The sequence below is a fragment of the Kolteria novifilia genome, assembly GCA_007748055.1.
GTDB lineage: Bacteria > Planctomycetota > Planctomycetia > Kolteriales > Kolteriaceae > Kolteria > Kolteria novifilia.
In genome coordinates this window covers 678,234-703,661 of sequence record CP036279.1, presented here as the reverse complement: position 1 = coordinate 703,661, position 25,428 = coordinate 678,234, and the positions used below count along the sequence as shown (strand labels likewise).

18 protein-coding genes are annotated in these 25,428 nt (G+C 62.3%); 9 read left to right on the top strand and 9 right to left on the bottom strand.

Annotated elements, in window-relative coordinates:
- Nucleotides 1-230: 230 nt before the first annotated feature.
- Complete coding sequence (locus Pan216_RS02615) at nucleotides 231-1,301, bottom strand: phenylacetate--CoA ligase family protein (RefSeq protein ID WP_419193646.1); 1,071 nt, start codon at nucleotides 1,299-1,301, stop codon at nucleotides 231-233.
- A gap of 434 nt (nucleotides 1,302-1,735) precedes the next feature.
- On the opposite strand from Pan216_RS02615, the gene Pan216_RS02610 reads away from it, so the two are divergent.
- The 4 genes from Pan216_RS02610 (at nucleotide 1,736) to pckA (ending at nucleotide 8,097) form a co-directional block, all read left to right on the top strand.
- Nucleotides 1,736-2,866, top strand: a complete 1,131-nt coding sequence (locus Pan216_RS02610) for a hypothetical protein (RefSeq protein ID WP_145254404.1) — start codon at nucleotides 1,736-1,738, stop codon at nucleotides 2,864-2,866.
- A gap of 206 nt (nucleotides 2,867-3,072) precedes the next feature.
- Nucleotides 3,073-5,361, top strand: coding sequence for an FdhF/YdeP family oxidoreductase (locus Pan216_RS02605; RefSeq protein ID WP_419193185.1), 2,289 nt, complete (start codon nucleotides 3,073-3,075; stop codon nucleotides 5,359-5,361).
- A 168-nt stretch (nucleotides 5,362-5,529) separates the two neighbouring features.
- Nucleotides 5,530-6,408 (top strand): formate dehydrogenase accessory sulfurtransferase FdhD, encoded by an 879-nt coding sequence (fdhD, locus tag Pan216_RS02600; protein ID WP_419193184.1) that lies wholly within the window; start codon nucleotides 5,530-5,532, stop codon nucleotides 6,406-6,408.
- 123 nt (nucleotides 6,409-6,531) lie between these two features.
- Nucleotides 6,532-8,097: a phosphoenolpyruvate carboxykinase (ATP) gene (gene pckA / locus Pan216_RS02595; RefSeq protein WP_145254401.1), complete on the top strand. Its 1,566-nt coding sequence runs from the start codon at nucleotides 6,532-6,534 to the stop codon at nucleotides 8,095-8,097.
- Nucleotides 8,098-8,277: 180 nt separating this feature from the next.
- Here pckA and Pan216_RS02590 read toward each other — a convergent pair whose 3' ends face one another.
- The 5 genes from Pan216_RS02590 to Pan216_RS02570 all read right to left on the bottom strand — a co-directional run bounded on the left by Pan216_RS02590 (nucleotide 8,278) and on the right by Pan216_RS02570 (nucleotide 13,334).
- Nucleotides 8,278-8,703 (bottom strand): hypothetical protein, encoded by a 426-nt coding sequence (locus Pan216_RS02590; RefSeq protein WP_145254398.1) that lies wholly within the window; start codon nucleotides 8,701-8,703, stop codon nucleotides 8,278-8,280.
- Between the two features lie 159 nt (nucleotides 8,704-8,862).
- The gene (gene rnr, locus Pan216_RS02585) at nucleotides 8,863-11,073 is read right to left on the bottom strand and encodes a ribonuclease R (protein WP_145254395.1); all 2,211 of its coding nucleotides are present in this window, start codon (nucleotides 11,071-11,073) and stop codon (nucleotides 8,863-8,865) included.
- A gap of 21 nt (nucleotides 11,074-11,094) precedes the next feature.
- The gene (locus Pan216_RS02580; protein ID WP_419193645.1) at nucleotides 11,095-11,595 is read right to left on the bottom strand and encodes a phosphatidylglycerophosphatase A family protein; all 501 of its coding nucleotides are present in this window, start codon (nucleotides 11,593-11,595) and stop codon (nucleotides 11,095-11,097) included.
- A gap of 5 nt (nucleotides 11,596-11,600) precedes the next feature.
- Entirely contained in the window at nucleotides 11,601-12,740 is a 1,140-nt protein-coding gene (locus Pan216_RS02575) for a M20/M25/M40 family metallo-hydrolase (RefSeq protein WP_145254389.1), read from the bottom strand.
- Between the two features lie 99 nt (nucleotides 12,741-12,839).
- Complete coding sequence (locus tag Pan216_RS02570) at nucleotides 12,840-13,334, bottom strand: hypothetical protein (RefSeq protein WP_145254386.1); 495 nt, start codon at nucleotides 13,332-13,334, stop codon at nucleotides 12,840-12,842.
- A gap of 274 nt (nucleotides 13,335-13,608) precedes the next feature.
- Between Pan216_RS02570 and Pan216_RS02565 the strand changes: the two genes are divergently transcribed.
- The 3 genes from Pan216_RS02565 (at nucleotide 13,609) to Pan216_RS02555 (ending at nucleotide 18,683) form a co-directional block, all read left to right on the top strand.
- On the top strand, nucleotides 13,609-15,195 hold the full coding sequence (locus Pan216_RS02565) for a glucose-6-phosphate isomerase (RefSeq protein WP_145254383.1): 1,587 nt from the start codon (nucleotides 13,609-13,611) through the stop codon (nucleotides 15,193-15,195).
- A gap of 189 nt (nucleotides 15,196-15,384) precedes the next feature.
- Nucleotides 15,385-18,306 carry an FAD-binding and (Fe-S)-binding domain-containing protein gene (locus Pan216_RS02560; RefSeq protein WP_419193183.1) on the top strand — a complete coding sequence of 974 codons (2,922 nt, stop codon included), beginning with the start codon at nucleotides 15,385-15,387 and terminating at the stop codon, nucleotides 18,304-18,306.
- A 2-nt stretch (nucleotides 18,307-18,308) separates the two neighbouring features.
- Nucleotides 18,309-18,683 (top strand): gamma-glutamylcyclotransferase family protein, encoded by a 375-nt coding sequence (locus Pan216_RS02555; protein ID WP_145254377.1) that lies wholly within the window; start codon nucleotides 18,309-18,311, stop codon nucleotides 18,681-18,683.
- 777 nt (nucleotides 18,684-19,460) lie between these two features.
- Here the strand turns inward: Pan216_RS02555 and Pan216_RS02550 are convergent.
- The 3 genes from Pan216_RS02550 to Pan216_RS02540 all read right to left on the bottom strand — a co-directional run bounded on the left by Pan216_RS02550 (nucleotide 19,461) and on the right by Pan216_RS02540 (nucleotide 22,440).
- Nucleotides 19,461-20,444 carry an LOG family protein gene (locus Pan216_RS02550; RefSeq protein WP_145254374.1) on the bottom strand — a complete coding sequence of 328 codons (984 nt, stop codon included), beginning with the start codon at nucleotides 20,442-20,444 and terminating at the stop codon, nucleotides 19,461-19,463.
- Between the two features lie 104 nt (nucleotides 20,445-20,548).
- Nucleotides 20,549-20,908: an STAS domain-containing protein gene (locus Pan216_RS02545; protein ID WP_145254371.1), complete on the bottom strand. Its 360-nt coding sequence runs from the start codon at nucleotides 20,906-20,908 to the stop codon at nucleotides 20,549-20,551.
- Nucleotides 20,909-21,081: 173 nt separating this feature from the next.
- A complete protein-coding gene (locus Pan216_RS02540; RefSeq protein WP_419193182.1) occupies nucleotides 21,082-22,440 on the bottom strand; it encodes a sulfatase-like hydrolase/transferase in 1,359 nt (452 codons plus the stop codon).
- A 292-nt stretch (nucleotides 22,441-22,732) separates the two neighbouring features.
- Between Pan216_RS02540 and lepB the strand changes: the two genes are divergently transcribed.
- A complete protein-coding gene (gene lepB, locus Pan216_RS02535; RefSeq protein ID WP_145254365.1) occupies nucleotides 22,733-23,440 on the top strand; it encodes a signal peptidase I in 708 nt (235 codons plus the stop codon).
- A gap of 264 nt (nucleotides 23,441-23,704) precedes the next feature.
- The gene (locus tag Pan216_RS02530) at nucleotides 23,705-25,171 is read left to right on the top strand and encodes a catalase (protein WP_145254362.1); all 1,467 of its coding nucleotides are present in this window, start codon (nucleotides 23,705-23,707) and stop codon (nucleotides 25,169-25,171) included.
- Nucleotides 25,172-25,428 lie beyond the last annotated feature (257 nt).

Here is a 25,428-nt window from a genome sequence, read left to right as displayed (position 1 = left end):
CATGCTTGGATTCAGTGATTCGCGGGCGCGGCTCAAGGTCGTGTTCCGCTTCCTCACCTCTCCTTTGGGGAGAGGTCGGCGAACATCGTGAGCCGGGTGAGGGGATTGAGTGTTGTTGCTAGGAGTTCCGTTCTCGAGAGAAGGAACCCCCTCACCCCTAACCCCTCTCCCACAGGGAGAGGGGAACATCGGCCTGCCTCTCCCACGGGGAGAGGGGAACAGAAGACTTCTCAGTAGACCCCAACGGTCGTGCCGCCGCTAAGCTTGCTGTAAGGGCGAACACCGCTGACGCCGTCCCAAGGGTACTTCTCGAAGGGCGGCTCGCGCTCCCCTTCGTCCCGTTCGAGGAAGCCGGGCATGAAGAACTCCTTCGTCAGCGTCGTGAGCTTCACCCGCCCCGTTTCGCCAAAGCCGACCTTCTGATGAGGATCGTCGAACGAGACGACCTCGGTGACGGCACGCGGTTGCGGGGCGTAGTAGGAGATCTTGTAGTCGTTGTGCGGGCCGCTCGGAGCGCTGGCGGCGAGCCCCATGAGCGTGTTGCCGTAGGTCGGCGTCATGTAGGCGCCGTCGAGAAGTTCCTCGTGGGCGAAACGGTTCCACTGCGGCGTGAACTCGGTGCCGCCGGAGAAGATCCCCTTGATGCCCGCCTCGCGGATCGACGAGCCCTTTTCCTCAAGCTTGAGGGCGAGCGACTCGAGCAGCTTCGGCGTGGTGAACATGCACTGGACGTTGTGATTGGCACTGAGAACCGTCAGGGCCTGGTCGATGCAGTGCTCTTTGTAGGCCTCGAGATGCTCCATCCAGCCCTTCTTGATGAGTTTGACGACCCAGCGCGGGTCGAGGTCGATGCAAAAGCAGATCCCGCCACGATGCTGAGCGAGGTGCTCGATCGCGAGCCGTAGTCGCCGTGGGCCCGAGGGGCCGAGCATCAGCCAGTTGGCTCCCTTGGGAAAGTGTTCGTCGGGGAGGTTGTCGGCGAAGATCGAGTAGTCGGTGCGGAAATCGTCGAAATTGATGCGGCTTTTGGGGATGCCGGTGGTGCCGCCGGTTTCGAAGACGTAGACCGGCTTGCCCTCGAGGCCTTTGGGCATCCAGCGCTGCAGCGGTCCGCCGCGAAGCCATTCGTCCTCGAAGAGCGGGAATTTCGAGAGGTCCTCGTACGAGTGGATCTCGCTACGGGGATCCCAGCCCAGCTCCTGTGCCTTATTCAACCAGAAGGGGCAGCCTGTTTCGGGCGAGAAATGCCAAGCGACGATTTCCCGCACGTGGGCGTCGAGTTCTTCCTTGGCCTGACGAATCGCTTCGGGGGAGGCGGTTCCCTCAAGAGTTTCGGCACTCACTGATGGCTTTCTCCTGCAAGGGGATGGCACGAATAGGTAGGTCGATGTCAGAATATTGTATGGAACGGGGTGGCATCAAACTCTTTCTGGCGTTGGATGCCGCCAATGTGGGCCGGTTGTAGTGGTTTCGTTCTCGTGACCGTGACGTCAGGGCTGATGATCCAGACGTCCCGCAATCGCCACGGACCTCGCTCCGGTAACGGCGCGTTTCGTTTCCGCGGAGGATTCTTGGTCAGTACGCGGCGTGAATGGCTTCGGTTCGCCCCCACCCTCTATTAGGGCGTTTCAGGGGACATTCGGACAGGGAATCAGTGATGCGACATCCCGACTCGAGGCGTTCTTCCCCCGAGACAACGCGAAGGGCATGGTGGTCGCGGCATGGGAAGACGCTGGTGGCGATGGTTCTCTTTCCAGTGACACTGGGAATGATTCCGGGAATCTTCAGGTTGCAAGAGTGGAGTATCCAGGAGCGTGCCTATCAAGAGCCACCCTTCGCCGTCGACGGGAGTTCCAGTGAGCTTCGTCGCACGATTGTCGTACCGACACTGGAGACGCCATTTCCCGATGGCCGCAATGTCATTTGGTGCGCTAGTGCCCAATTGGCGTGGGACCGGCTCAAGGAGGATGTCGTCAAAGGTCCGGTGGAGTTGTCTGGCGACATCGCCAACAGGATTGCTTCGGTGCTCAACCGCTCGGCGATCGAAGACAGGGCGGTCGCGCCGGAGGATCACGTTTCTCTAGCCGGTTGGAGCAAGGAGGGGGTTGTCGCGCGGATCCGCCAGGAGATGGCAACTCACTTTCCCTCGGTAACGCCGATGATGGACGAGACCTATGCGGTGGCTCTCGCCTACAGCTACCTGAGTGTTTCGCTACCTTTTGATCCTCCCTATCTCGAAGGGGAAGAGCCTCTCCGATTCGTCGATCCCGAAGGGAATGAGACCCCGATCAATGCGTTCGGGATTGGGAAACGGCCACGACTCGTCATCCCAGGGCTCCGCGAACAGATCGCGATCCTCTATGATCGTCCGGATGAATGGACCTCTAAGCGCACTGACTTCGTGCTCGATCTGTGCGAGACGAGCGAGACCTATCAACTACTCGTGTGCATGATCCCCACACCAACGAGCTTCCAGGCGGCCCTTCAGGCAGTGGAGGAGAAGATCGAGACGGGCCGGCCAGACCTCGGGACGAGTTTCGGTCACAACGACGTGCTCATCGTTCCTTCGATGCGCTGGCGGATCGACCACGAGTTCGTGGAACTCGGCACGGCCATCAAGCTGCGAGTTGACGACAAGGAGGCGTTCGTGCCATTTCGTGCAAAGCAGGTGATTGAATTCAAGCTCGATCGCTCCGGAGCGAGTCTCGTCTCTCAGGCGAATGACGCGGCAATGGCTCTACCACTCCACTTCACCGTCGACCGCCCCTTCCTCTTGGTCCTCCGAAACCGCGTCAACAAGCAACCGATCCTTGTCGTCTGGATCGACAACGCCGAGCTGCTCCACAAGGCAAAGGCATGGTGGTGAGTTGATATCGCCTTCCAAGGTGAATTGGGTGCCATGCCCACGCGAGCGTTGGCATGGCACCCCGGAACTCGAAAACGGGAGCGTAACGCCCTCTCACCACCCTGCTCCCCCCACTCGCTCGGAGATTGGGAGTTTCTCCCGCCGCGTGGTACAATGCGGATCTACCGCGAACACCCCCAGAGACCGCTGGAGAGAGGAGACGGTTCATGTCGTCCCCAGAGCACAACGAGAACGCCCCCAACGACAAGACGACTGAGTATCACCACCCCGCCGGCGGCATGGGAGCCCTCGTCTCCAGCGGCCAGATGCTCCTGGAGTCAGCCGGGATCGTCGATGGCGTCGCCTCGCTCCTTCGAGTCAACCAGCCCCAGGGCTTCGACTGCCCAGGGTGCGCCTGGCCGGAGCCGGGCAAAGCGAGCCGGATGGAGTTCTGCGAGAACGGCATCAAGGCGGTCACCTTCGAAACGACCGGCAAACGGGTCACGCCCGAGTTCTTCGCGAAGCACACTGTCACCTATCTCAACGAACAGACCGATCACTGGCTGGAAAACCAAGGCCGGCTGACGCACCCGATGCGTTACAACGCCGAGACCGACCACTACGAGCCGATCGAGTGGAAAGACGCGTTCGCCCTCATCGGCTCGAAGCTTCAAGGGCTGAATCATCCCAACGAGGCGATCTTCTACACCTCCGGCCGAACCAGCAACGAGGCGGCGTTCCTCTATCAGCTCCTGGCCCGGCGGTTCGGGACCAACAACATGCCCGACTGCTCGAACATGTGCCACGAGTCGAGCGGCTCGGCCCTGACCGAAGCGATCGGCATCGGAAAGGGGACCGTCACGATCGCCGACTTCGATGAGGCCGACGCGATCTTCGTCTTCGGGCAAAACCCTGGGACGAACCATCCGCGCATGCTCAGCGAACTTGAGAAAGCCAGCGAACGAGGGGCGAGGATCGTCTCGTTCAACCCGCTGCGAGAACCGGGGCTGCTCAACTTCACGCACCCCAAAGACGTCGTTGGCGTCCTCACCGGCCGAAGCACGCCGATCTCAACGCACTACTATCAGGTCACCGTCGGCGGGGATCTCGCGGCCCTCAAGGGGATCCTCAAGGTGATCGTCGAGGCCGAGGATCAGGCTCCGGGGACGGTCTTCGACCACGACTTCCTCAAGGAGCACACCTCGGGGCTCGAGGAGTTGCTTGCCGACATCCATGCGGCGGACTGGGACGCAATCGAGCGGGAATCGGGACTGACTCGCGAGCAACTAAGAGAGTCCGCCGACGTTTACTTGGCCTCGGAACGCGTGATCATCTGCTGGGCGATGGGGCTGACCCAGCACAAACACGCGGTGGCGACGATCCAGTACGTCGTCAACTTGCTGCTGCTTCGCGGCATGATCGGCAAGCCCGGTGCCGGGGCGTGTCCCGTGAGAGGCCATTCCAACGTTCAAGGCGATCGGACGATGGGGATCGTCGAGCGACCGGCTCCCGCGTTTCTCGAGGGTCTAAAGCGAGCGTTCGGGTTCGAGCCGCCGAGTGAGCATGGCGTCGACGTCGTTGGAGCGATCAACGCGATGCTCGACGGCAAGGGGAAGGTCTTCATCGGCATGGGAGGCAACTTCGTCGCGGCGACTCCCGATACCATGAAGACCTCCGAAGCGATGAACCGCTGCGTATTGACGGTCCACGTCAGCACCAAACTCAACCGCAGCCATGTCGTCCATGGAAAGGACGCCCTCATCCTGCCCTGCCTGGGGCGGACGGAACTCGATGTTCAAGCCTCCGGCCCGCAGAAGGTGACGGTCGAGGACTCGATGAGTCAGGTCCACGCGTCGCGCGGCAAGAAGGCCCCGGCGAGCCCCCACCTGCTCTCCGAACCGGCGATCATCGCGGGGATCGCGAACGCAACGCTGGTCGATTCGGGCATCGCTTGGGACGAAATGGTGCGCGATTACCGGCTGATTCGGCAAAAAATCGCCGAAGTTGTGCCAGTTTTCGCCGGCTATGAGCAAAGAATTGACGCAAATGGGGGCTTTTACCTCGGAAATTCGGCGCGTGAGCGGAACTGGAAGACCGCGACGGGCAAGGCTCGCTTCATGGCGCATCCGCTCCCCGAGCTCCAGTTGCCGGCGGGTCAGTTGCGGCTGATGACGATCCGTTCTCACGACCAATTCAACACGACGGTCTACGCCCTCAACGACCGCTATCGCGGCATCAAGGGAAAGCGAATGGTCCTGTTCATGAACCCGGAGGACATCCACGAGCGTGGCCTGAAGGCGGGGGACAAGGTCGACATCACCAGCCATACGCAAGAGGACGGCCTCGAGCGACACGCTCGGGGCTTCGAGGTCATCGCCTACGACATCCCGCGCGGCTGCGCCGCGGCGTACTTCCCCGAGACCAACGTCCTGGTCTCCAAGGACAGTTTCGCCGAGAAGAGCCGAACGCCGTTGTCGAAGTTCATTCCGATCACCGTGGCTGGGACGGGTAGCTAGTGCTCTGCTCCAACTTGAAGTTGGTGTTCGTGCAACCCTAACCCATTGGCACTGGCTGACAAGCAGCCAGTGGCACCCGAAAAGCTAGATGGACCAGTGTACTAGAGAGAAAGCTGGGGGTTGCCCCTTCCTACATAGGACTCCGCGAGTTACGACCAAAGGCCTGACGTGACGCGACGCGACCAACCACTTCACCAAGATGCCAGCGTCATCAGCGAGATCGTCCAGCTCTCGGAATCGGCCCGGACGCCGACCACCGACCGGCTGGCGGTCGAGGAACCGCTGGAGATCCGCTTGGGCCCCGAACCGCTGGCGGTGACGATGCGGACGCCCGGCGACGATGCCGAACTCGCGGCGGGGTTCTGCCTGACGGAGGGAATCATCACCTCCCCCGACGATCTCGAACAGATCGAGGCGTGTTCCGAAGCTGAGCACGGCAACGTCATTGTTGTTACGCTACCTGATGACGTTCTCCAGCGTCGCGCCGAGCAGGTCGAGAAGGCTCGCCGCGAACTTTACCTATCGAGTTCCTGCGGCCTGTGCGGCAAAGCGTCGCTCGACCGGATCGCCCAGGATGTTCCGCCGCTACGCGGGGACTTTCAAGTCCGCGGGGAACTGCTCGCGAGCTTGCCCCAGCGAATGCGGGAGGCGCAGCGTACCTTCGAGGAGACCGGGGGCTTGCACGCCGCCGCGCTCTTTCGGCCCGAGGGCGAGTTGCTAGTCCTGCGTGAGGACGTCGGCCGGCACAATGCGGTCGACAAAGTCATTGGGGCGATGCTGCTGGCGGGAATGGTGCCGGTCGACCCGGCGATCTTGCTGGTGTCGGGGCGAGCGAGTTTCGAGATCATGCAGAAAGCGGCCCTGGCGGGCATCTGTTGCGTGGCGGCGATCAGTGCCCCCTCAAGTCTCGCGGTCGAGTTCGCGCGGCGGTTTGGCATGTCCCTTGTTGGTTTTCTCCGTCCGGGGCGTATGAACATTTATCACGAGACGGGGCGAATCGTGGATGAAACCGGACTTTCGAACACCTCTTTCTTCGCGGGAAGATAGGCGCCGGTTCCCTTTCCCAAGTTTTCTCGAATGCGGGCCGGATGTGCCGCGCCCTTGAGCCGCCGCCGTCGGGATCACTAGACTCCCCAGCAGGGAGCCGCAGCCAAGTCGAGGAGACGCGCCATGCTCGCCAAATACGGCATCACTGTTTCCGATGTCCTCCGGAACGCCCCAACGGGGCAGCTCTACGAGTTGGCCGTCGCGCGCGAAGGTTCCTCCATCACCTCGACCGGCGCGATCACCACGCTCTCGGGAGAGAAGACCGGCCGAAGCCCCGCCGACAAGCACATCGTCGAGAACTCCGAGAGCGCCGACGACATCTGGTGGGGACCGGTCAACCACAAGCTCGACAAGAAGTCGTTCCAAGTCAATCGCCAGCGAACGATCGACTACTTCAACACGCGCGATTACCTCTACGTCGTCGACGGCTTCGCTGGTTGGGATCCCCGCTACCGGCTCAAGGTTCGCGTCATCTGTTCGATGGCGTATCACGCGCTGTTCATGCACAACATGCTGATTCGCCCGACGGGGGAGGAACTCGCGGCCTTCGGCGAGCCCGACTTCACCATCTTCAACGCCGGTGCCTTTCCCGCGAACCTCTACACCAGCGGCATGACGTCGCACACCTCGATCGACCTGAACTTCGAGGAGCGGCAGTTCGTCATTCTCGGCTCCATGTACGCCGGGGAGATGAAGAAGGGTGTCTTCACGGTGATGAACTACCTGATGCCCAAACGCGGGGTACTCTCGATGCACTGCTCCGCCAACGAAGGCCGCGACGGCAACGTGAGCCTCTTCTTCGGGCTGTCGGGCACGGGCAAGACCACGCTCTCGGCCGACCCACGACGGGCGCTGATCGGCGACGACGAACACTGCTGGTCCGATCACGGCGTCTTTAACATCGAAGGGGGCTGCTACGCCAAGTGTGTCGATCTCTCCGCCGAGAAGGAACCACAGATCTTCAACGCGATCCGCTTCGGCGCCGTGCTTGAGAACGTCGTCTTCGACGATCAGCGGCGCGTCGACTTCCACAACGTTTCGGTGACCGAGAACACGCGGACCAGCTATCCCGTCGAGTTCATCGACAACGCGAAGATTCCGTGCGTGGGAGGCCATCCCAACAACGTCATCTTCCTGACGTGCGACGCCTTCGGCGTGTTGCCTCCGGTCAGTCGGCTCTCGCCGGCGCAAGCGATGTATCACTTCATGAGTGGCTACACCGCCAAGGTCGCCGGGACCGAGGTCGGGATCACGGCGCCGCAAGCAACCTTCTCGGCGTGTTTCGGGGCCCCCTTTCTCGTCTGGCACCCGTCGAAGTATGCCGGGATGCTCGCCGAACGGCTGGAAGCCCACCAAGCCAAGGCGTGGTTGGTCAACACTGGCTGGACGGGCGGAACGCACGGCGTCGGGGCGCGGATGAAGCTCGAGTACACGCGAGCCATCATCGACGCGATCCACGACGGGTCACTCAATGAGGTCGAATACCAGGAGGATCCGACCTTCGGGCTCGAGGTCCCGACGACTTGTCCAAAGGTGCCGGCGCGAGTGTTGGTGCCCAGCAAGGCGTGGTCGGACGACGCCTCCTATCAGAAGACCGCCCGCCATCTCGCCCAGCTTTTCGTCGAGAACTTCAAGAAGTACGAAGATCTCGCCAGCGAAGAGACCAAGGCGGCGGGGCCGAGGGTGTAGGGATTGATTCAGGAACGTTGGCGGTGTCTTTCGTGACTTCTGGGTGCCGTCCTTGATGACTTCTGGCTGCCATGCCCACGCTTGCCGTGGGCATGGCAGCCAAGATAGTTCCACCCAAGACGCCAAGACCGTTCCACTCAGAACGGCGCTTAACATCATTGCCGACAGTGCTCGGCGTCGTCATTTCTCGAGTGACTGGGCGTGCTTGACGTCACGCAAGTGCTTGTGGCATTCCACACAAGCCATCGTCATCTGCACGTAGTCGAGCGTCGCCCCGTCGATGCTCTTCTCCTTGGCGTTACGATCGAGATCGTGAACCGCCTCGGCGAAGTTCTTGCTGTAACGCTGGTACTCCGGCGTCGGGAGGGCGTGCCAACTCGAGGCTCGGCTGATGATCCCGAGCATGCGGGCGTTCTCCTCGACCATCGCGAAGTTCTCGGTCGTAATCCCCTCGAGAACATTCTGCGCGTGCTTGAGTTTGTCCCGCATCAGGAATTGGTTCGAGGTCGCGACGTCGTTTTCCGCCGGAACCAAGGGAGCATCGCCGCTGTACGCGGGGAACATGACCAGCGCGAACAGCGCGGCGAGTAGGGTGAGCTTTCTCATGAGTTGGGCTCCTCATGGGCCGGAGGATGTTGCCCAAGCGCCGGCCGTCCGACCGAGCGACCCACGCCCTCACCTCTTATTCTACCTCCACGGAATTGGAGGACCAATGAGGAAGCGCGTGACCCGGTGGACTTGTTCCAAAAGGTTCGCGACGACCGGCTACTTCCTCTTGCGACCTTTGCCGCGGCCCTTCTTCGGCAGCGGCTTGGGGGAGCGTTTCGGGCTCGTCGTCCGGCGACGGCGTGGAGAGGTATTGCCCGCCAACCGAAGATCGAGTTCGCGTTGCTCGAGATCGACATTGACGATGACGCCCCGCACTTGATCGCCGAGCCGATAGCGCTGACCTCGCTGCATCCCGACCAAGCTATGGGTGGCCCGATCGAGCTGGTAGAAGTCGTCGGTAAGCGTCCGGATGTGAATGAGCCCCTCCGCGGGCAACACAACCCCTTGGGCAAAGAGCCCGAACTCCTCGACGCCGGTGATCACGAAGTCCATCTCCTGGCCGACGCGGTCGGCGAGATGACTGAGGAGCTTGATCTTGACCAACTCGCGTTCGGCCTTTTCGGCGCGGCGCTCGGTGAAGGAACAGTGTTCGCCCAGGACGACCAACTCCGAGTAGTCCGAACCCGACTTGCCGGTCTCGAGGAGTTGCTGCAAGAGCCGATGAACGACGAGGTCGGGGTAGCGCCGAATCGGACTGGTGAAGTGGCAATAGCTGTCGCTGGCGAGGGCGAAGTGCCCTTCTTCATCGGGCGAATAGACCGCTTCCTTCAAGCTCCGCAGCAACGCGTAGTTGACGGCATGGCGTTCGGGCCGATCCTTCACCTCCGCGAGGACCCGCTGAAGTTCGAAGCGGCTCTGGTACTCCTCGATCTTGATGTCGAGCGAACGCAGAAACTCGGCGAAAGCCTTGAGCTTCAACGGATCGGGCTTCTCGTGAACGCGGCGAAGAATCGAGATATTCAAGTCGCCCAGATGCTGCGCCACCGCCTCGTTGGCGGTGACCATGAACTCCTCAATGATCTGGTGGGCCTCGTCCTGCGGAGCGTAGTGAGCATCGACGACGCGCCCTTCGTCATCGTACTGCAGTTCGCAATCGGGCATCGACAGTTCGAGCATGCCACGACGCCGGCGCCGTTCGCGTCGGATCGCCGCCAACTCGCGCATATGCGTGAGCAGTTCCCGAATCTCGGGCGGGATCGAGTCGGCGAGATCGTCCGACGACTCGAAGAACTCCATCACCTGTTCGTAGGCGAAGCGCCGTGTCACCTTGATGACACTGTTGGAGAAGCGCGTGTTCGTGATGCGACCCTCGGCGTCGAACTCGATGAAGGCCGACTTGACGTAGCGGGTTTTCCCCTCTTGCAGACTCGCCAGCCCGTTGGAAATCAGTTCCGGCAGCATCGGGATGACGCGTCCCGGCAAGTAGACCGACGTCCCCCGTTCGCGAGCCTCGGCGTCGAGCACCGAACCCTGGGGCACGAACGACGCGACGTCGGCGATGTGGACGCCGAGGTTCCAAAACCCCTTGTCGTCGCGTGAGAGGCTGATGGCGTCGTCGAAGTCCCGAGCGTCGACCGGGTCGATCGTGACGATCGTCGTTCCGGTCAAGTCGACGCGATTGGGATCGACGGGTTGCTCGTCGAAGAGTCGGGCTTGGGCCCGCGCCTCGTCGAGGGCCTGGGAGGAGAAGGTGTCGGGCAAGTGGAATTGCCGAACGACCGCGAGAAGGTCCACACCGGGAGCGCCGCGTGGGCCGAGCACCTCGGTGAGAACACCCTCGCCCGTCATGTCGGGAGAGGGAAAACGGAGCATCTCGAAGACGACCTTGTCGCCCTGCTTGGCTCCCTTGGCGCCGGGGTCGCCGACGTAGATCGGCTCATGAAAGGCGTTGCCGTCAACGCGGACGAAGCCCTCGTGGCCGGTCGTGAAGTAGGTTCCGACAAAGTGGCTGCTGGCCCGCTCGACGATCTCGTTGATGCGGCCCTCGGCGGCGCGAGTCGATCGTGGCGGTTTGATGACCTCGACGAGCACGACGTCTCCCCGGGCGGCGTCGGAGGTGAAGCGCTGGCCGATGTGAATGTCGCCTGGCGGGCTTCCTTGACCGGGACGAGGCGTGACCCAGCCATCGCCCTTGCGGGTTTGCCGGTAGACTCCCAGGAGTCGGCTCCGGGACTGAGCGAGACGGACCGTGTTTTTGTTGCCGATCTCGATGAGTCCACGACGGATCATGGTCTTGATCGTCTGGCGGAACTCGCCGTAGTCTTCCGATCCGATACTGAGTTGGCGCGCCAACACCTTGGGTTTGACGGGGCGATAGCTCGCTTGGCGCAAGAAGTCGAGAAGTCGTTCCTCGATGGTTGATGACATGTAAGAGAGAGAGCACCTTTGCTAAAGAATTTGGTAGACGAAAAGCAGCCTCATGACGACGAACGCGATCAACGAGGCGGCGATGTCATCCATCATGATACCAAGCCCTCCGCCGACGCGTTCGAGTCGCCGAATCCCGAAGGGCTTGAGGATGTCGAAAATCCGGTGGAGCGTGAACCCGGCGATGATGATCCGCAGCGAGAACTCCGGGACGAGGAAGTAGACCAGCGGCAGCGTGACGAACTCGTCGTAGGTCACCTCCCGAGGGTCCTTTTTCGCCAAGAGTTGGGCCGAACGTCCGCAAATCGGAATCCCGATCACCCAAAGGACGACCAGGATCGGGACGTACGCCGCCCAGCCGAGCGCGTTTGAGAGTCCCATCGCCAGAGGAATACCCAAGAGCGTCGAAAAGGTCGCCACTCGCGGGGGAATCATGCCGGTGAAGAGCCCGGTCCCGATCGCCAGGACGATCCAGTCCCACGCCGACCACGAGACGTGTTGACTCTCCGGCTGCGCCTCCATGCTCGTCACGATCCATTCTCCGTGGTTGTTTGATAGCGATGTTCAATGAGTTCGCAGTACAGGGCCGTCCCCTGGTCGAGTTGTTCCAGCGCGATCCACTCATCGACGGTGTGCGCTTGGGCGATGTCGCCGGGGCCGCAGACAACTAATGGTAGGAACTGCCCGAAGATCGTGCCGTCGGTCGCGTAGGAAACCGTGGTCGACGCGGGGCGATTCGCATGCGTCAAGACGTCGCGTACCCAGGGGGAACCGGGGTCGGTGAACATCGGTTCGCCGGCGTAGACCAGGACGAACTCGAGCCCGTGATGGGTCGCGCGTGCCTTGACGTGTTCAATGAGTTCGCCGGCGTCGTTGCGCGGCGTGGGCCGGTAATAGAGAGTACAGACACTCCGGCGAGCGGTAATGTTCGCGGCGGAATTGTGATCGCCAATCCCGAGGTTGAACCCGGGCGTCGGCGGTTCGAAGTCGTCGTCGCGGTACTCGGGCTTCGTCTGCAAGTCGTCGTGGAGCTCTTTCATCTCTGCCAGAAAAGGGATCATGGCCAAGTTCGCGTTGAGCCCCTTTCCGGTGGAGCTGTGGGCCGCTTCCCCATGGGAGATGATCCTCATGAGCACATTGCCCTTGTGGGCGTGAACGACCTCGAGCCGAGTCGGTTCGCCGACGATCCCGACACACGACCGCAGAGGTTCGACCACCAACTCGCGGCGGGCGAGGTCCCAAGCCCCCCAGTGTCCGACTTCCTCGTCGGCGGTGACGATCAAGTGGACCGGAAAGTCGTTCGGGACGTCGGCGGTGGCGATCGCCTCGAGCATGCAGGCAACAGGCCCCTTCATGTCGCAGGCGCCGCGGCCGTAGAGTTTCCCGTCTTGGATCTGGGGCTTGAAGGGCTCACCCATTTGCCATCCCTCGACGGGAACGGTGTCGGAGTGGGCGAGAAAGGCAATGCCTCCGGGGCCCGATCCGCGCCGGGCGACGACATTGGTCTTCTCGACGCCTGCGGGGTCGGCGTAGGTGAACCGCTCGACGTCAAGCCCCATGGAAGTGACGGCGTCGGCGATATACGCGGAAGCTTCGGCGTTGGAGTCGCGACTCACCGACGGAAGGGAAATCAGTTCGCGGGCGTGGTCGAGGGCACGCACTGGCATGGGCTCGTCATCCTCGTCACTGTGGTCGGTCGGGTGGAAGACGAGCGAGCGCGGACTCGGGAGCGATCAAGGCTGGTCGCGTTGAGGAGCCAACGCCGATCAGTCCTTGCTTTTGGAGGTCGCGGCGGTCGACTTCCCCTTCGGCAACTCCTCGGGGGTCACTCCGGCTTCCTTCTCCACCTTCTTCTCGGCTTCGATCAGCGCGAGCATCTCGCGTTGGGCCGGATTGAGCACCGTTCGGATCTGCTTGTCCAGTTGGTCGCGATGGCCATCCTTGGTCGCGCGGAGAGCCTTGAGTTTCTTCTGCAGCTCGTCGATCTGCTGATCGACAGTGGCCGACTTCTTTTTGGTGTCGGCTTGGAATGTGTAGATCTTTTGTCGCTGTTGGTCGCTGAGGCCGAGTCGATTCCAACCGATCGGCAAACGCCCGGAAGTCTGGGACGACTTCGCCGCGGGCTTGGTCTGGGACGACTTCGCTGCGGGCTTGGTCTTACTCGCCTTGGTATTCTTGGCGTCGTCGGCGTTGACCGCCAGCGACAAGCAGAGACAGGTGCCAAGCGCGATGATCGCCATCCGAACACTTCGTGGATCCATCTGCTCATCCTCCCTAGAAGAGTGCAACGCCAACCCGGTGACAGTCTTCGGGTCGACTCAGATCCCACGGCGCCCCATAGCGTAGAAGGTTTCCCAGCGGCTGCAAGAAAATTCACGGCGAAGCGCCCTCGGGATCACACCGACAAAGGCGGGATTCGGGTCCGCCGACACTCGGCAAGCCGCGCCTAGACGAATTGATAAGATGCCGCCGGGTGAGGCCCAACTGGGGCGAACGCGTTTTGAAGAACGAGCGATCCGAGCCGAGGAGACGACGATGGCCGACGCACTGAGTTTGTGGCAACGCTATTGCGATTACATCTACACCAATCGGTCCTTGGGCATTTCCCTCGATATCAGTCGGATGAACTTCGACGAGGAATACCTCAACAGTATGAAGCCGGCCATCCACCAAGCGATGGACGCCATGGAGGCCCTCGAATCGGGAGCGATCGCCAACAAGGACGAGAACCGGATGGTCGGCCACTACTGGCTGCGGACCCCATCCCTGGCTCCCAGTGACGACATCACCAACGAGATCACCAGAACCAACGCGAAGATCCTCAGTTTCGCCAAGAGCATCCACGACGGGACCGTTCATGCCCAAAGCGGCCCCTACAAGCACCTGATCCACGTCGGCATCGGCGGTTCGGCGCTCGGGCCGCAGTTCGTCGCCCGCGCCCTCGCCGGCAACAACGACCCGGTCACCCCCCACTTCGTCGACAACACCGATCCCGACGGCATCGACCAGGTCATCGACAAGCTCCACGACCAGCTCGAACAGACGCTGGTGACGGTGGTCTCCAAATCCGGCGGCACCCCCGAACCACGCAACGGCATGCTCGAAGTGACCGCCGCCTACGAGAAGGCCGGTCTCCGCTTCGCCGATCGGGCTATCGCGATCACGATGGAAGGCAGCAAACTCGACAAGCAAGCCGAGTCCGAGGGTTGGCTGGCTCGTTTCCCGCTGTGGGACTGGGTCGGTGGCCGGACCTCGGTCATGTCGGCGGTCGGTCTTGTTCCCGCGGCGCTGCAGGGCATCGACATCGAGTCGATCCTCAAGGGGGCCGCGGCGATGGACGAGGTGACGCGCGATCACGACATCCGCAACAATCCCGCCGCCCTGCTCGCGCTGATGTGGTACAAGGTCGGCAACGGCAAGGGAGCCAAGGACATGGTGATCCTCCCCTACAAGGATCGACTCGAACTCTTCAGCCGCTACCTCCAGCAACTCGTCATGGAGTCGCTCGGCAAGCGGCTCGATCGTGACGGCAACGTCGTCAACCAAGGCATCGCGGTCTACGGCAACAAGGGGTCGACCGACCAGCACGCCTACGTCCAGCAATTGCGCGACGGCGTCAACAACTTCTTCGCGACCTTCATCCAAGTCCTCAAGGATCGCGACGGCGACTCGATCAACGTCGAACCGGGCACGACCGCGGGCGACTTCCTTTGCGGATTCCTCCAGGGAACGCGCCGGGCCCTCTTCGAGGGTGGCCGCGATTCGATGACCATCACCATCCCCGAGGTGACCCCCTTCTACGTTGGGGCCCTGATCGCCCTCTACGATCGCGCCGTCGGGTACTATGGCGAGCTGGTCAACATCAACGCCTACCATCAACCCGGCGTCGAAGCCGGAAAAAAGGCGGCCGCCGCCGTGCTCGACTTGCAGGCCAAGGCGATGTCCCACCTCGCGTCGGCGACCGGAAGTTCGACCGCCGAGGAGATCGCGTCGGCGATCGGAAATCCCGAGGAAGCGGAAGTCGTCTACAAGATCCTCGAGCACCTTGCCGCCAACGACAACCGAGGGGTTGTGGCGACCTTCGGCGATTCGCCGGCGACGACGACCTTTCACGCGGGGTAGGGATTCGAATCCCGACCTGTCGTAAAATGCTCCTCGTACCAACAGTGTCTCCGGCGGCGATCGTGTGTCGATCGCTGCCCGGCCTTTCCCTCGCGGGCCCGGAGGATGCGATTCCTTCCTCTCGGCGCTGGGCGAACGGTGGGGCCACCGCCGGAGACACGATAGCGCCAATGGATGGGACCTCTCCGATTGAAGCAGACACCCGTTGAGGCCCCCGATTGGACCGACCTGAAGCGGGACGCCCTCGCCCAGGCGCTTCGCGCCCATCTCCAGGGTGAGGTCCGCTTCGACCCGGCCTCGCGCGCGCTCTACAGCACCGACGCGAGCATCTACCAAATCGAACCGATCGGCGTCGTCATTCCCAAGACGCGAGAGGACGTCGTCGCCGCGGTCAGCATCGCGATGGAACAGCGCGTCCCCCTCGTTCCCCGCGGCGGGGGAACCAGCCTCTCCGGCCAGACGATCGGTCATGGCCTCGTCATCGACTTCTCGAAGTACCTCAATCGCGTCCTCGACATCGACCCGACCGAGCGGACCGCCCGCGTCGAACCGGGTGTCGTCCTCGGACACCTCAATCGAGCGCTCGATCCGCACGGTTTCATGTTCGGCCCCGACGTCGCGACCATCGACCGCGCCAATCTCGGCGGGATGATCGGCAACAACTCCGCCGGCGCTCGCTCGGTCCGATTCGGCAAGACCATCGACCACGTCCTCGAACTCGACGCCGTGCTCACCGACGGCAAGGTCGCTCGTTTCGGAGCCGTCGACGAGGTCGAGATCGAAAAGCTCAAGCATCGCGACGGCCGGTTGGGGCAAGTCTACCGGGCGACAACGTGGGTCCTGTCCCGCCACGAGCAAGAGATTCGCGACATCTTTCCCAAGGTCCTGCGACGAGTGAGCGGCTACAGCCTCGACGCTCTCCTACCGCCGGCGCCGCTCAATCTCGCCAAGCTCCTGGTGGGAAGCGAAGGGACGCTCGCCACCCTGGTCGAAGCTCGCCTCGGGATCGTCGAGAAGCCGAAACATCGGGGCATCGCGGCGCTGCACTTCGCCAAACTCGAGGATGCGCTCGAGTCGACGCCGACGATCCTCGAGACCCAACCGTCGGCGATCGAACTGATCGACAAGATGATCATCGATCTCGCGAAGAAGAGCCTCGAGTACGCGAAACATGTCGACTTCGTGGACGGCGACCCCGAAGCCCTTCTCCTCGTCGAGTTCATGGACGACGACCCGCGGCGGATCGACAAGGGGTTCGACGAGTTGCGAACCCGCTTGGCCGACCATCCCGTCGGGACCATCCTGGCCTCGCGCGATGTCGAGTTCGCCAACCACGTTTGGAGCGTCCGCCGAACCGGCATGCCGCTGCTCTACTCGATCCCCGGTCTGCGCAAGCCGGTTACCTTCGTCGAGGACACCGCGGTCGATCCGGCTCGCCTCGCCTCCTTCGTCACCGAATTCAAGGCGATTCTCGCCCGCTATCGCACCACCGGCTCCTTCTACGGTCATGCCAGTGTCGGATGCCTGCACATTCGCCCCTTGCTCGACTTGCACTCGGTCGAGGGACGGCGCGACATGGCGGCCATCGCCGACGAAGTGGTCGACCTGGTCATCAAGTACGGCGGCTCCCTCAGTGGCGAGCACGGCGACGGCCTCTGCCGCAGCTACTACAACCGCAAGCTCTTCGGCGACTCGCTCTACGAGGCGTTTCGGCGCATCAAGCGCGGCTTCGATCCCGACGACTTGATGAACCCCGGCAAGATCGTCGAAGCCCCTCTTCCCACCGAACACCTTCGGACCGAGACCGCGACCACCACCGCTCCACCGACGCTCTATCACTTCGGTGAGGCGACGTCGATCGCCGATGTCGCCTCACGCTGCAACGGCAACGCCCTTTGCCGGCGACAGGGTATCGGCACGATGTGTCCCAGCTTCGCCGCGACCCATGACGAACAGCACTCGCCGCGCGGCCGGGCGAACCTGCTGCGTGCCGCGATGGAGGGACGGCTCGGGCCGAAATCGGGCTCCACCTGGAGTTCCCCTCTGCTCGAGGAAGCCCTCGATTTCTGCCTGGCGTGCAAGGCCTGCAAGACGGAATGCCCAACCAGCGTCGACGTCGCCAAGATGAAGTCCGAGTATCTTCACCAGTCGCACGCGCGAAAGATGCCGCCGCTGCTGGCTCGGATGATGGCGGCATACCCGAGGCTCAGTTCACTCGGCTCGCGGTTCTCTCCCTTTTCCAACTGGGTGGCCCGTTCCCTCCCGACGCGACTCTTCATGGAGTGGTTTGTCGGCATCGATCGACGACGCAAACTCCCCCGATTCCACCGCCGGACCCTCTACGACTGGTTCCTTCGCCATCGTTCGGTCGGTCGGGAGTTGCGGGGCAAGGTCGTCCTTCTCGCCGACTGTTTCATCAACCATCACGAGCCGAGTGTCGGGCAAGCGGCGGTCGAGCTTCTCGAACGAGCAGGCTATCAAGTCTCGCTCGCGAAGGTCTGCTGCGGCCGCACCATGATTTCAAAGGGGTTTCTCAACGACGCCAAACAACTCGCTCGCCAGGGAATCGATCGCCTGCTCCCCTCCGCGGAGTCGGGATTGCCGATCCTGGGGCTCGAGCCGAGTTGCCTCCTCACCCTGGAGGACGAATGGCGCGACCTCGTTCCCGGCGACGAGGCGACTCTGGTCGCGTCCCGAATATCGCTGGTCGAGACATGGCTCGCCGAACAGGCACGTCGCGGCGATTCGAGCCTGCCGACCCCCGCGACGGAGTCGACGGAGCGACTGCTGGTTCACGGCCACTGTCACCAAAAGGCGGCGGGCGAGTTCGACGCGAGCGTCCGCGCCCTCGAGCTACTCGGCAACGCGAAGCCGACCGTTCTCAACACCGGTTGCTGCGGCATGGCCGGGGCCTTCGGTTACGAGAAGAGACACTACGACGTCAGCCATGCGGTCGCGGAGGATCGGCTCCTGCCCGCCCTGCGCGCGGAGCCGGAAGCGACGATCGTCGCGCCAGGCTTCTCTTGTCGAACCCAGATGCGCGATCTCGCCGGTCGCGATTCCCTTCATCCCGTTTCGTACCTGCACCGACGGCTTCTCGGTCCGGAGTGAGCATGAGCGACGACACCTGCCTGCTCTTCGTCTACGGCCTGCTTCGTCCCGGCATTCGTCCTCCCCGCACGATGCGGTCGCACTGGCCCGATCGAGTGATTGGGGAGCTTCACCATCTCGGCCCCTATCCGGGGGCGATTCGCATTGGGAAAGGCTCGGCGAGTTTCGAGGGAGATATCGTCGAGATCGCGACCTCGGAACTGCCGGCGCTCGACGAGTTCGAGGATGTCGACACGGGCCTCTACGCCCGGATCCGGACAACGACCCTTGGTGGCCACGACGTCTGGATCTACGAGTATCGCCGACCGCTCTCACCGCTCGCCACGCCGATCGAGCGTTGGGAAAGCAATGCGTCGTCTGGCAGCCCGTTGACTTGAGCGGACCAAGGCACGAACGAGCCATGTTGGCCAAGATCAAGGAGAGGAACCGCACGCGAATCCGTAGATTCATCGAGTTTCTTTGACGCGGACATTGCTCAAAAGCGCCGGTCGTAGACCGCAGCGAATGGATCAACGGGCTGCTAGACAACCCCGGCGGGGTTGGTGTTTTCTTTCATTCGGTACCCAGGGTGCGCGAAGCGCGACCCTGGGCTTCATTAGAGAACGGCGTTGCCGTTCCGAGAGGAAGACGTTGCCGGCCGAGAGTACCCAGCGTGCGCGAAGCGCGACCCTGGGCTTCATTAGAGAACGGCGTTGCCGTTCCGAGAGGAAGACGTTGCCGGCCGAGAGCACCCAGGGTGCGCGAAGCGCGACCCTGGGCTTCATTAGAGAACGGCGTTGCCGTTCCGAGAGGAAGACGTTGCCGGCCGAGAGTACCCAGCGTGCGCGAAGCGCGACCCTGGGCTTCATTAGAGAACGGCGTTGCCGTTTCGAAAGGAAGACGTTGCCGGCCGAGAGTACCCAGGGTGCGCGAAGCGCGACCCTGGGCTTCATTAGAGAACGGCGTTGCCGTTCCGAGAGGAAGACGTTGCCGGCCGAGATTAAAGCGAAGAGACACCTCTCACTCGTCTCCCGCCGGGGAGAGACAGTTCATGCTGCCTGAGATTCGGCGATTGGAGTTCCCCTCTCCCCGTGGGAGAGGGGTTGGGGGTGAGGGGGCTCTCTTGCAACGAACTGCCTCGCTCTCCAAGACATTTCGCCCCTTCACCCGGTTCCCTATGCTTCCGCGTTGATGAGATTGATGAGCTGACGGAGCCGGCCGTTGTGGCGGCGGTTGAAGTGAAACGAGAGACGCGGCAAGTGGGCGACGTCGGCCTCGTTGAGTTCGTGATGGTGCGCCTCGGTCCGCTTGAACCGTCCCCGCGAGAGGATGTCGCTGAACTCACTCTCGATTCGCTCGAAAAGCTCATCGGAGAGGGGGTGCAAAAGCCGCAGCACCAGCCGACCGCGAACATAGCGCTCGCTGTGAAAGACCCGATAGAACGCAGTCACCTCCTCCACCGCGTCGTCGACGCTGTCGGTCACGCGGAAGAGACTGAAGTCCTCCTCGGAAATCATCCCCTTCTGGTAGAGCTGACGATCGAGGTACTCGCTCCACTCCTTCCAATAGCTCCCACCGGGATTATCGAGCAAGACGATCGGAACGATCCGCGACTTTCCGGTCTGGATGAGGGTGAGGCTTTCGAACCCTTCATCGAGCGTGCCGAACCCGCCGGGCATCAGCACCACCGCGTGAGCCTCCTTGATGAAGAGGAGCTTGCGGGTGAAGAAGTAGTTCATCTCCAGGAGTTTGTCGTCCTCGACGAGCGGATTGGCGTTCTCGAACGGCAATCGGATGTTGATACCGATCGCCATCGAGGGATCGGAGCCGACGTGAGCGGCCTCCATGATGCCGGGACCGCCGCCGGTGATCACCATGTAGCCCGCTTCGGCGATCGCCCGGCCAAACGCGACCGCTTGCTGGTAGTCGGGATGATCGGGTTGGGTTCGGGCCGAGCCGAAGACGGTGACCTTGCGGCGCTCCTTGAAGCGAGAGAGGCTCCGAAAAGAGAGCCGCAATTCCTCGAGCGTCCGCAACAGCAGCTTCAAGTCGCCCCGGTCGGCGCCATCGTCGAGCAGCCCGTCGGCGACATCCTTGATTCCCTGGACGATACGAATGCTTTCGGCAGCGTCATCGCGTAGAGGCACTTGCTGCGACATCGGAGATGATCCCGTGGCGGAGAAAAAGACAACGATTGAAAGGTGGGGATTGGCCCTGAACGACTCCCCTAGGCATGCAAAGGATAGCCGTTTCCCGCGAGCGGTCAATCGGCCTGAAGGACCTGCATCGCCTCTTCGCGGGTCTCGTAGATCGCCCAGAGCGTGTCGAGAGCGGTCAGTTTCAAGAGTTCACGGGCCCGCTGCGAGACGCCGCAAAGGACCATCGTTCCGCCCTGCTGGTAGACCGATTTCCACGTGCGCAAGAGAAGGGAGAGAAAGACCGAACCGAAGAACTCGACCTCGCTGAGGTCGATGACCACCATCGGAACTTCCATCTGGCTGATGGGAGCCACCACGAGGTCGGCAGCCTCTTCGATGAGTTCCCACTGGAGCGATTCCACTTCGCTGGAAGGGACGACGACGGCGACATCGCCGTGCCGCTCGATTCGGAAAGCGTCGCTCATGGACGAAACATCCATCGGGAACCAATTGACACCAATGAGGTTATCGGCTGCGGGTGGGCATTTCAAGCGGTGCTTCCCAAGGACCGCAAGACATTGCTCACTTTAACCTCGTCATTCCCCCAACACCACACCATACACGACAAGTTCTACCTATTGCCCCAAGGGCTTGGCGTCTATCGTGATGACATGTTCAGCAGCCGTTCTCGGTGCTTTTCGACATACGGACAAGGCGGGATCGACGTCGGCGCCGGCAACCCCGCGAGAATCGAGGCGAAACGGGCCCGAGCCGCCACCACCTCCGGATCCTTCGACTCGGTCACGTCGCGATAGCCCTTGCCGTCACGCCGATCACCACAGTCGTAGAAGTGGCCTTCCCCGTCGAGCAACCAGCGCCGGTCGCGCAAAAGCCGATACCGATGTAGGTAGCTGAAGATCCAATCGCGATGCGGACTCTTGGAGCCTTCGAGGGTCGGCAGCAGGTTTTCGCCATCGATCTCTAGCCCCGAGGGCGTCGCCACCCCCGCGAACGCCAACACCGTCGGAAAGACATCGCTCAAATCGACGAGTTCGTCGCTCACGACGTCGCTCACTACCGTCTTGGGACAACTCGCGATCAGCGGGACGCGCGCCCCCATCTCGGTCACTTGCCCCTTCCCCGCGTTGTTGGTCCCATTGTCCCCCGTGAAGAGGATCAACGTCTTCTCCCGCAAACCGAGCCGATCGAGCGTCGCCACGATCCGACCGACCTGCGTGTCCATCGACTCGACGTTGTACTTGAGCCCCTTGGGCGTCTTCCCGCTGGGGCTCTCCTTGCTCGGAGCCGGTTCCCAGGGCGTGTGCGTTAGACACATCGGGTAGTAGACCAGGAACGGATCATCCTTGTTCTCCGTCATGAAGTCGATGATGAAGTCGGTGAAGATCTCCGGCCCGTAGTCCTCCGGCTTGGTGGGCACGTACTCGCCGTTCTTCATGATCGAGGGATGCCAGAATCGGGCGGTGCGGGACTTTCCCTTCCCCTCCCAACGCCCCGTGTGGGTCACGCCCTCGGGAAGGTATTCCTTGTAGGCCCAGATGCAGTACTCGTCGAAGCCGTCCTCATGAATGAGGGTCGGCCGTTCGCCGGTCAGTTGCCACTTGCCGGCCAAGGCGGTCTTGTACCCCGCGTCGCGCAGGACCGTTCCGAACGTGACCTCATGCTCGGAGAGGCGATAATTCGGATTACGAAAGGTGGGCGACCCGGGGCGTCCAGTAAAGTTGTACCAGCCGGTGTGAACGCCATAGCGCCCCGTCATGATCAGTACGCGGCTCGGAGAGCAGATCGGCGTGGCGTAGCAGGTGCGAAATCGCATCCCTTCGCGAGCGAGCTGGTCGAGGTGCGGCGTGTCGTGATTTGCGTTGCCGTAGCAACCCAGTTCCGCGGCTCCCAAATCGTCGGCCATGATGACGACAACGTTGGGGCGACCCGTTTCGGGTTTCGGAGCCGAGGGCACGAGCATCGCTAGAAGCGTCGCGGCAAGGGAGGGAGAAAGCATCCCGGAGATCCTTTTCGTCAATTTTCGTTCGCTGAATCGTAACAGAAGTGGCGGACCGATGCGGTAGTCAATTCGCGATCTGCTGTCCTCCCCCCCCGCGAGAGGGTAAAATGACATTCTGGAGAAGAAATGTCCTCTCGCGATAGGGTTTGCCTGTTAAGGGAATTGGAGTCAGCGACGCACTTGTGCCGATAGAAACGACTGGATGGTCCGTTTCCGCGTGGCTCAAGATCAGCCGCGATGGAAGATGGACCGCCGTGGGGACCGCACAAGCGAGTAAAGGGCGACGTTCATGACCGAGACGACCGAGCAGCGGCCTTCGGCGTGGAAGCGATTCTGGCGAGACTGGGGAAAGCCGATCGTCCTGGCGATGCTGCTTGTCGGCACCGTCCGCTCGGCGATCGCCGATTGGTACATCGTCCCGACCGGTTCGATGAAGCCGACGATCCTGGAAGGGGATCGCATCTTCGTCAACAAGCTCGCGTATGACTTCCGCATCCCCTTCACAAACTTCTCCCTCTTTCGTTGGGGCGGCCCCAAACGAGGCGACATTGTCATCTTTCCGTCTCCTCTGGACGGCACCCGCTACGTCAAGCGGGTCGTCGGTGTCCCTGGCGACGTGATCGAGCTTCGCGATAACGTCCTGTTCGTCAACGGCGCCCCGGCTCACTACTCGCCGCTGGCCGAGACGATCATCGACCAGTTGCCCGCCCGGGAGCAGGTCTCGGCCGACTTCGCCATCGAGGAGGTTGATGGCCGGACCCATCCGATCATGTCGACCTTCCCCGGCGGCATGACTCCCTACTTCGGCCCGGTCGAAGTTCCCTCGGACAGCTACTTCATGATGGGCGACAATCGCGACAACAGCCTCGACTCGCGGCGTTTCGGCTTCGTGAGCCGCGAACACATCGCCGGCCGCGCGACCGCCGTCGTCGCGTCGTCGAAGGCGGAAGGCCTCTTCGCTCTGCGGTGGCAACGCTTCTTCACCAGCCTGCCGTAAGCGCTGGTCCCGACGTTCGAACCACGGATCTGCCCGTCATGCCCACGGAGCGTGGGTGTGAACTCCAACATGCTCTGATCCACCAGTCCGTCTGCCTCCTTTCTCCCAATCGGTAACTTTCCCGCACGGAAGACTTGTCGGGCACGCGCGCCGTCCCCATACCACCGCTGGCATCCGTAACCTGAAGCGCTGGCGATCGTCGACTTGTTCGCATCGCCAATCCGAGGTCGCCACGCGGCGGAAACCAGTCGAGGGGAAAGCGTCATGGCCGAACGAAAGACGTTGACGACCGCCAGCGGGATTCCCGTCGGCGACAACCAGAATTCGATCACCGCCGGCCCGCGCGGCCCCGTGCTCCTCGAAGACCTGCACTTGCTCGAAAAGCTCGCTCACTTCAACCGCGAGCGCATCCCCGAGCGGATCGTTCACGCCAAGGGAGCGGGCGCCTACGGCACGCTGACGGTGACCAAGGACATCAGCGCCCACACCAAAGCCAAGCTATTCAGCGAGGTCGGCAAGAAGACCGAACTCTTCCTTCGCTTCTCCACGGTCGGGGGCGAGAAGGGCTCGGCCGACGCCGCCCGCGACCCGCGCGGCTTCGCCGTCAAGTTCTACACCGAGGAGGGCAATTGGGACCTCGTCGGCAACAACACCCCCGTCTTCTTCATCCGCGATCCGCTCAAGTTCCCCGACCTGATCCATACCCAGAAACGCAACCCGCAAACGAACCTTCCCGACGCGACCGCGGTCTGGGACTTCTTCTCCCTCTCGCCGGAGTCGATGCACCAAGTCACGATCCTCTACAGCGATCGCGGCACCCCCCGAACCTACCGCCACATGAACGGCTACGGCAGCCATACCTACAGCCTCATCAACCCGGCCGGCGAGCGGACCTGGGTGAAGTTCCACGTCAAGACGAACCAAGGCATCGAGAACTTCACCGACGAGGAAGCCGTCAAAGTCAGTGGCGAGGACCCCGACAGCGCGACGCGCGATCTCTTCGACGCGATCGCCAAGGGCGAGTTCCCGACGTGGCGTTTCTGCGTCCAACTGATGACCGAGGAGCAAGCGAACGCGTTCCCCTTCAACCCCTTCGACTTGACCAAGGTCTGGCCGCACGCCGACTTCCCGTTGATCGAGGTCGGAACGCTGGAACTCAATCGCAACCCCGCGAACTACTTCGCCGAGGTGGAGCAAGCGGCCTTCTCCCCCGCGAACCTCGTCCCCGGGATCGGCCCCTCACCAGACAAGATGCTCCAAGCGCGGCTCTTCGCCTACCCCGACGCCCACCGCTACCGTCTGGGGGCCAATCACCAACAGCTCCCGGTCAACGCCGCCAAAGCGACCGACGTGAACGCCTATCAGCGCGACGGCTTCATGACCTTCGGCGACAATGGGGGCGGATCGCCGAACTACGAGCCCAACAGTTTCGGCGGCCCGGTGGAAGACCCGTCGGCCAAGCTCTCGCCCCTTGCCCTGGAAGGGGCCGCGGCGCAATACGACCATCGGGAAGGCAACGACGACTACACCCAAGCCGGCGATCTCTTCCGCATCATGAGCGACGAGCAGAAGAGCCATTTGATTGGGAACATCGTCGGCAGCATGAGGCCGGTCTCCGACGAGATCAAGTACCGGCAGATCCGTCACTTCCACGGCGCCGACCCCGACTACGGCAAGGGGGTCGCCGAAGGTCTTGGCCTCGACATCGCCAAGGTTCTCGCCACCGAGTGACATCCTGATGACACCGTGATCGGAGAAGCCAAGGAGGCAGGGACGCCTCCGCTTTTTCCGTAGCGACGACGACCGCGTGCTCTCTTCTCGAGGGACTTGGAGAGAATCGATCTTTTCGCTTGACTCCTCGAATCGGTTGTTGTCTACTTGAACTTGTAGCTCCTTGGTAAGCTACCCTTCAAATCCGAGGGGACGGTTTCCGGGCGGTTCCTCCCAACCAAAGGGAGAGACAACATCTCCAGTTGTCTGCCACCGGG

Bases quoted from the DNA above. Each gene is read 5' to 3' on its own strand.
- Pan216_RS02605 (WP_419193185.1), top strand. From the start codon at position 3,073: ATGTCGTCCCCAGAGCACAACGAGAACGCCCCCAACGACAAGACGACT.
- Pan216_RS02530 (WP_145254362.1), top strand. From the start codon at position 23,705: ATGGCCGAACGAAAGACGTTGACGACCGCCAGCGGGATTCCCGTCGGC.
- Pan216_RS02565 (WP_145254383.1), top strand. From the start codon at position 13,609: ATGGCCGACGCACTGAGTTTGTGGCAACGCTATTGCGATTACATCTAC.
- Pan216_RS02590 (WP_145254398.1), bottom strand. From the start codon at position 8,703: ATGAGAAAGCTCACCCTACTCGCCGCGCTGTTCGCGCTGGTCATGTTC.
- Pan216_RS02550 (WP_145254374.1), bottom strand. From the start codon at position 20,444: ATGTCGCAGCAAGTGCCTCTACGCGATGACGCTGCCGAAAGCATTCGT.
- lepB (WP_145254365.1), top strand. From the start codon at position 22,733: ATGACCGAGACGACCGAGCAGCGGCCTTCGGCGTGGAAGCGATTCTGG.
- rnr (WP_145254395.1), bottom strand. From the start codon at position 11,073: ATGTCATCAACCATCGAGGAACGACTTCTCGACTTCTTGCGCCAAGCG.
- pckA (WP_145254401.1), top strand. From the start codon at position 6,532: ATGCTCGCCAAATACGGCATCACTGTTTCCGATGTCCTCCGGAACGCC.
- Pan216_RS02575 (WP_145254389.1), bottom strand. From the start codon at position 12,740: ATGCCAGTGCGTGCCCTCGACCACGCCCGCGAACTGATTTCCCTTCCG.
- Pan216_RS02555 (WP_145254377.1), top strand. From the start codon at position 18,309: ATGAGCGACGACACCTGCCTGCTCTTCGTCTACGGCCTGCTTCGTCCC.
- Pan216_RS02570 (WP_145254386.1), bottom strand. From the start codon at position 13,334: ATGGATCCACGAAGTGTTCGGATGGCGATCATCGCGCTTGGCACCTGT.
- Pan216_RS02540 (WP_419193182.1), bottom strand. From the start codon at position 22,440: ATGCTTTCTCCCTCCCTTGCCGCGACGCTTCTAGCGATGCTCGTGCCC.
- Pan216_RS02545 (WP_145254371.1), bottom strand. From the start codon at position 20,908: ATGAGCGACGCTTTCCGAATCGAGCGGCACGGCGATGTCGCCGTCGTC.
- Pan216_RS02580 (WP_419193645.1), bottom strand. From the start codon at position 11,595: ATGGAGGCGCAGCCGGAGAGTCAACACGTCTCGTGGTCGGCGTGGGAC.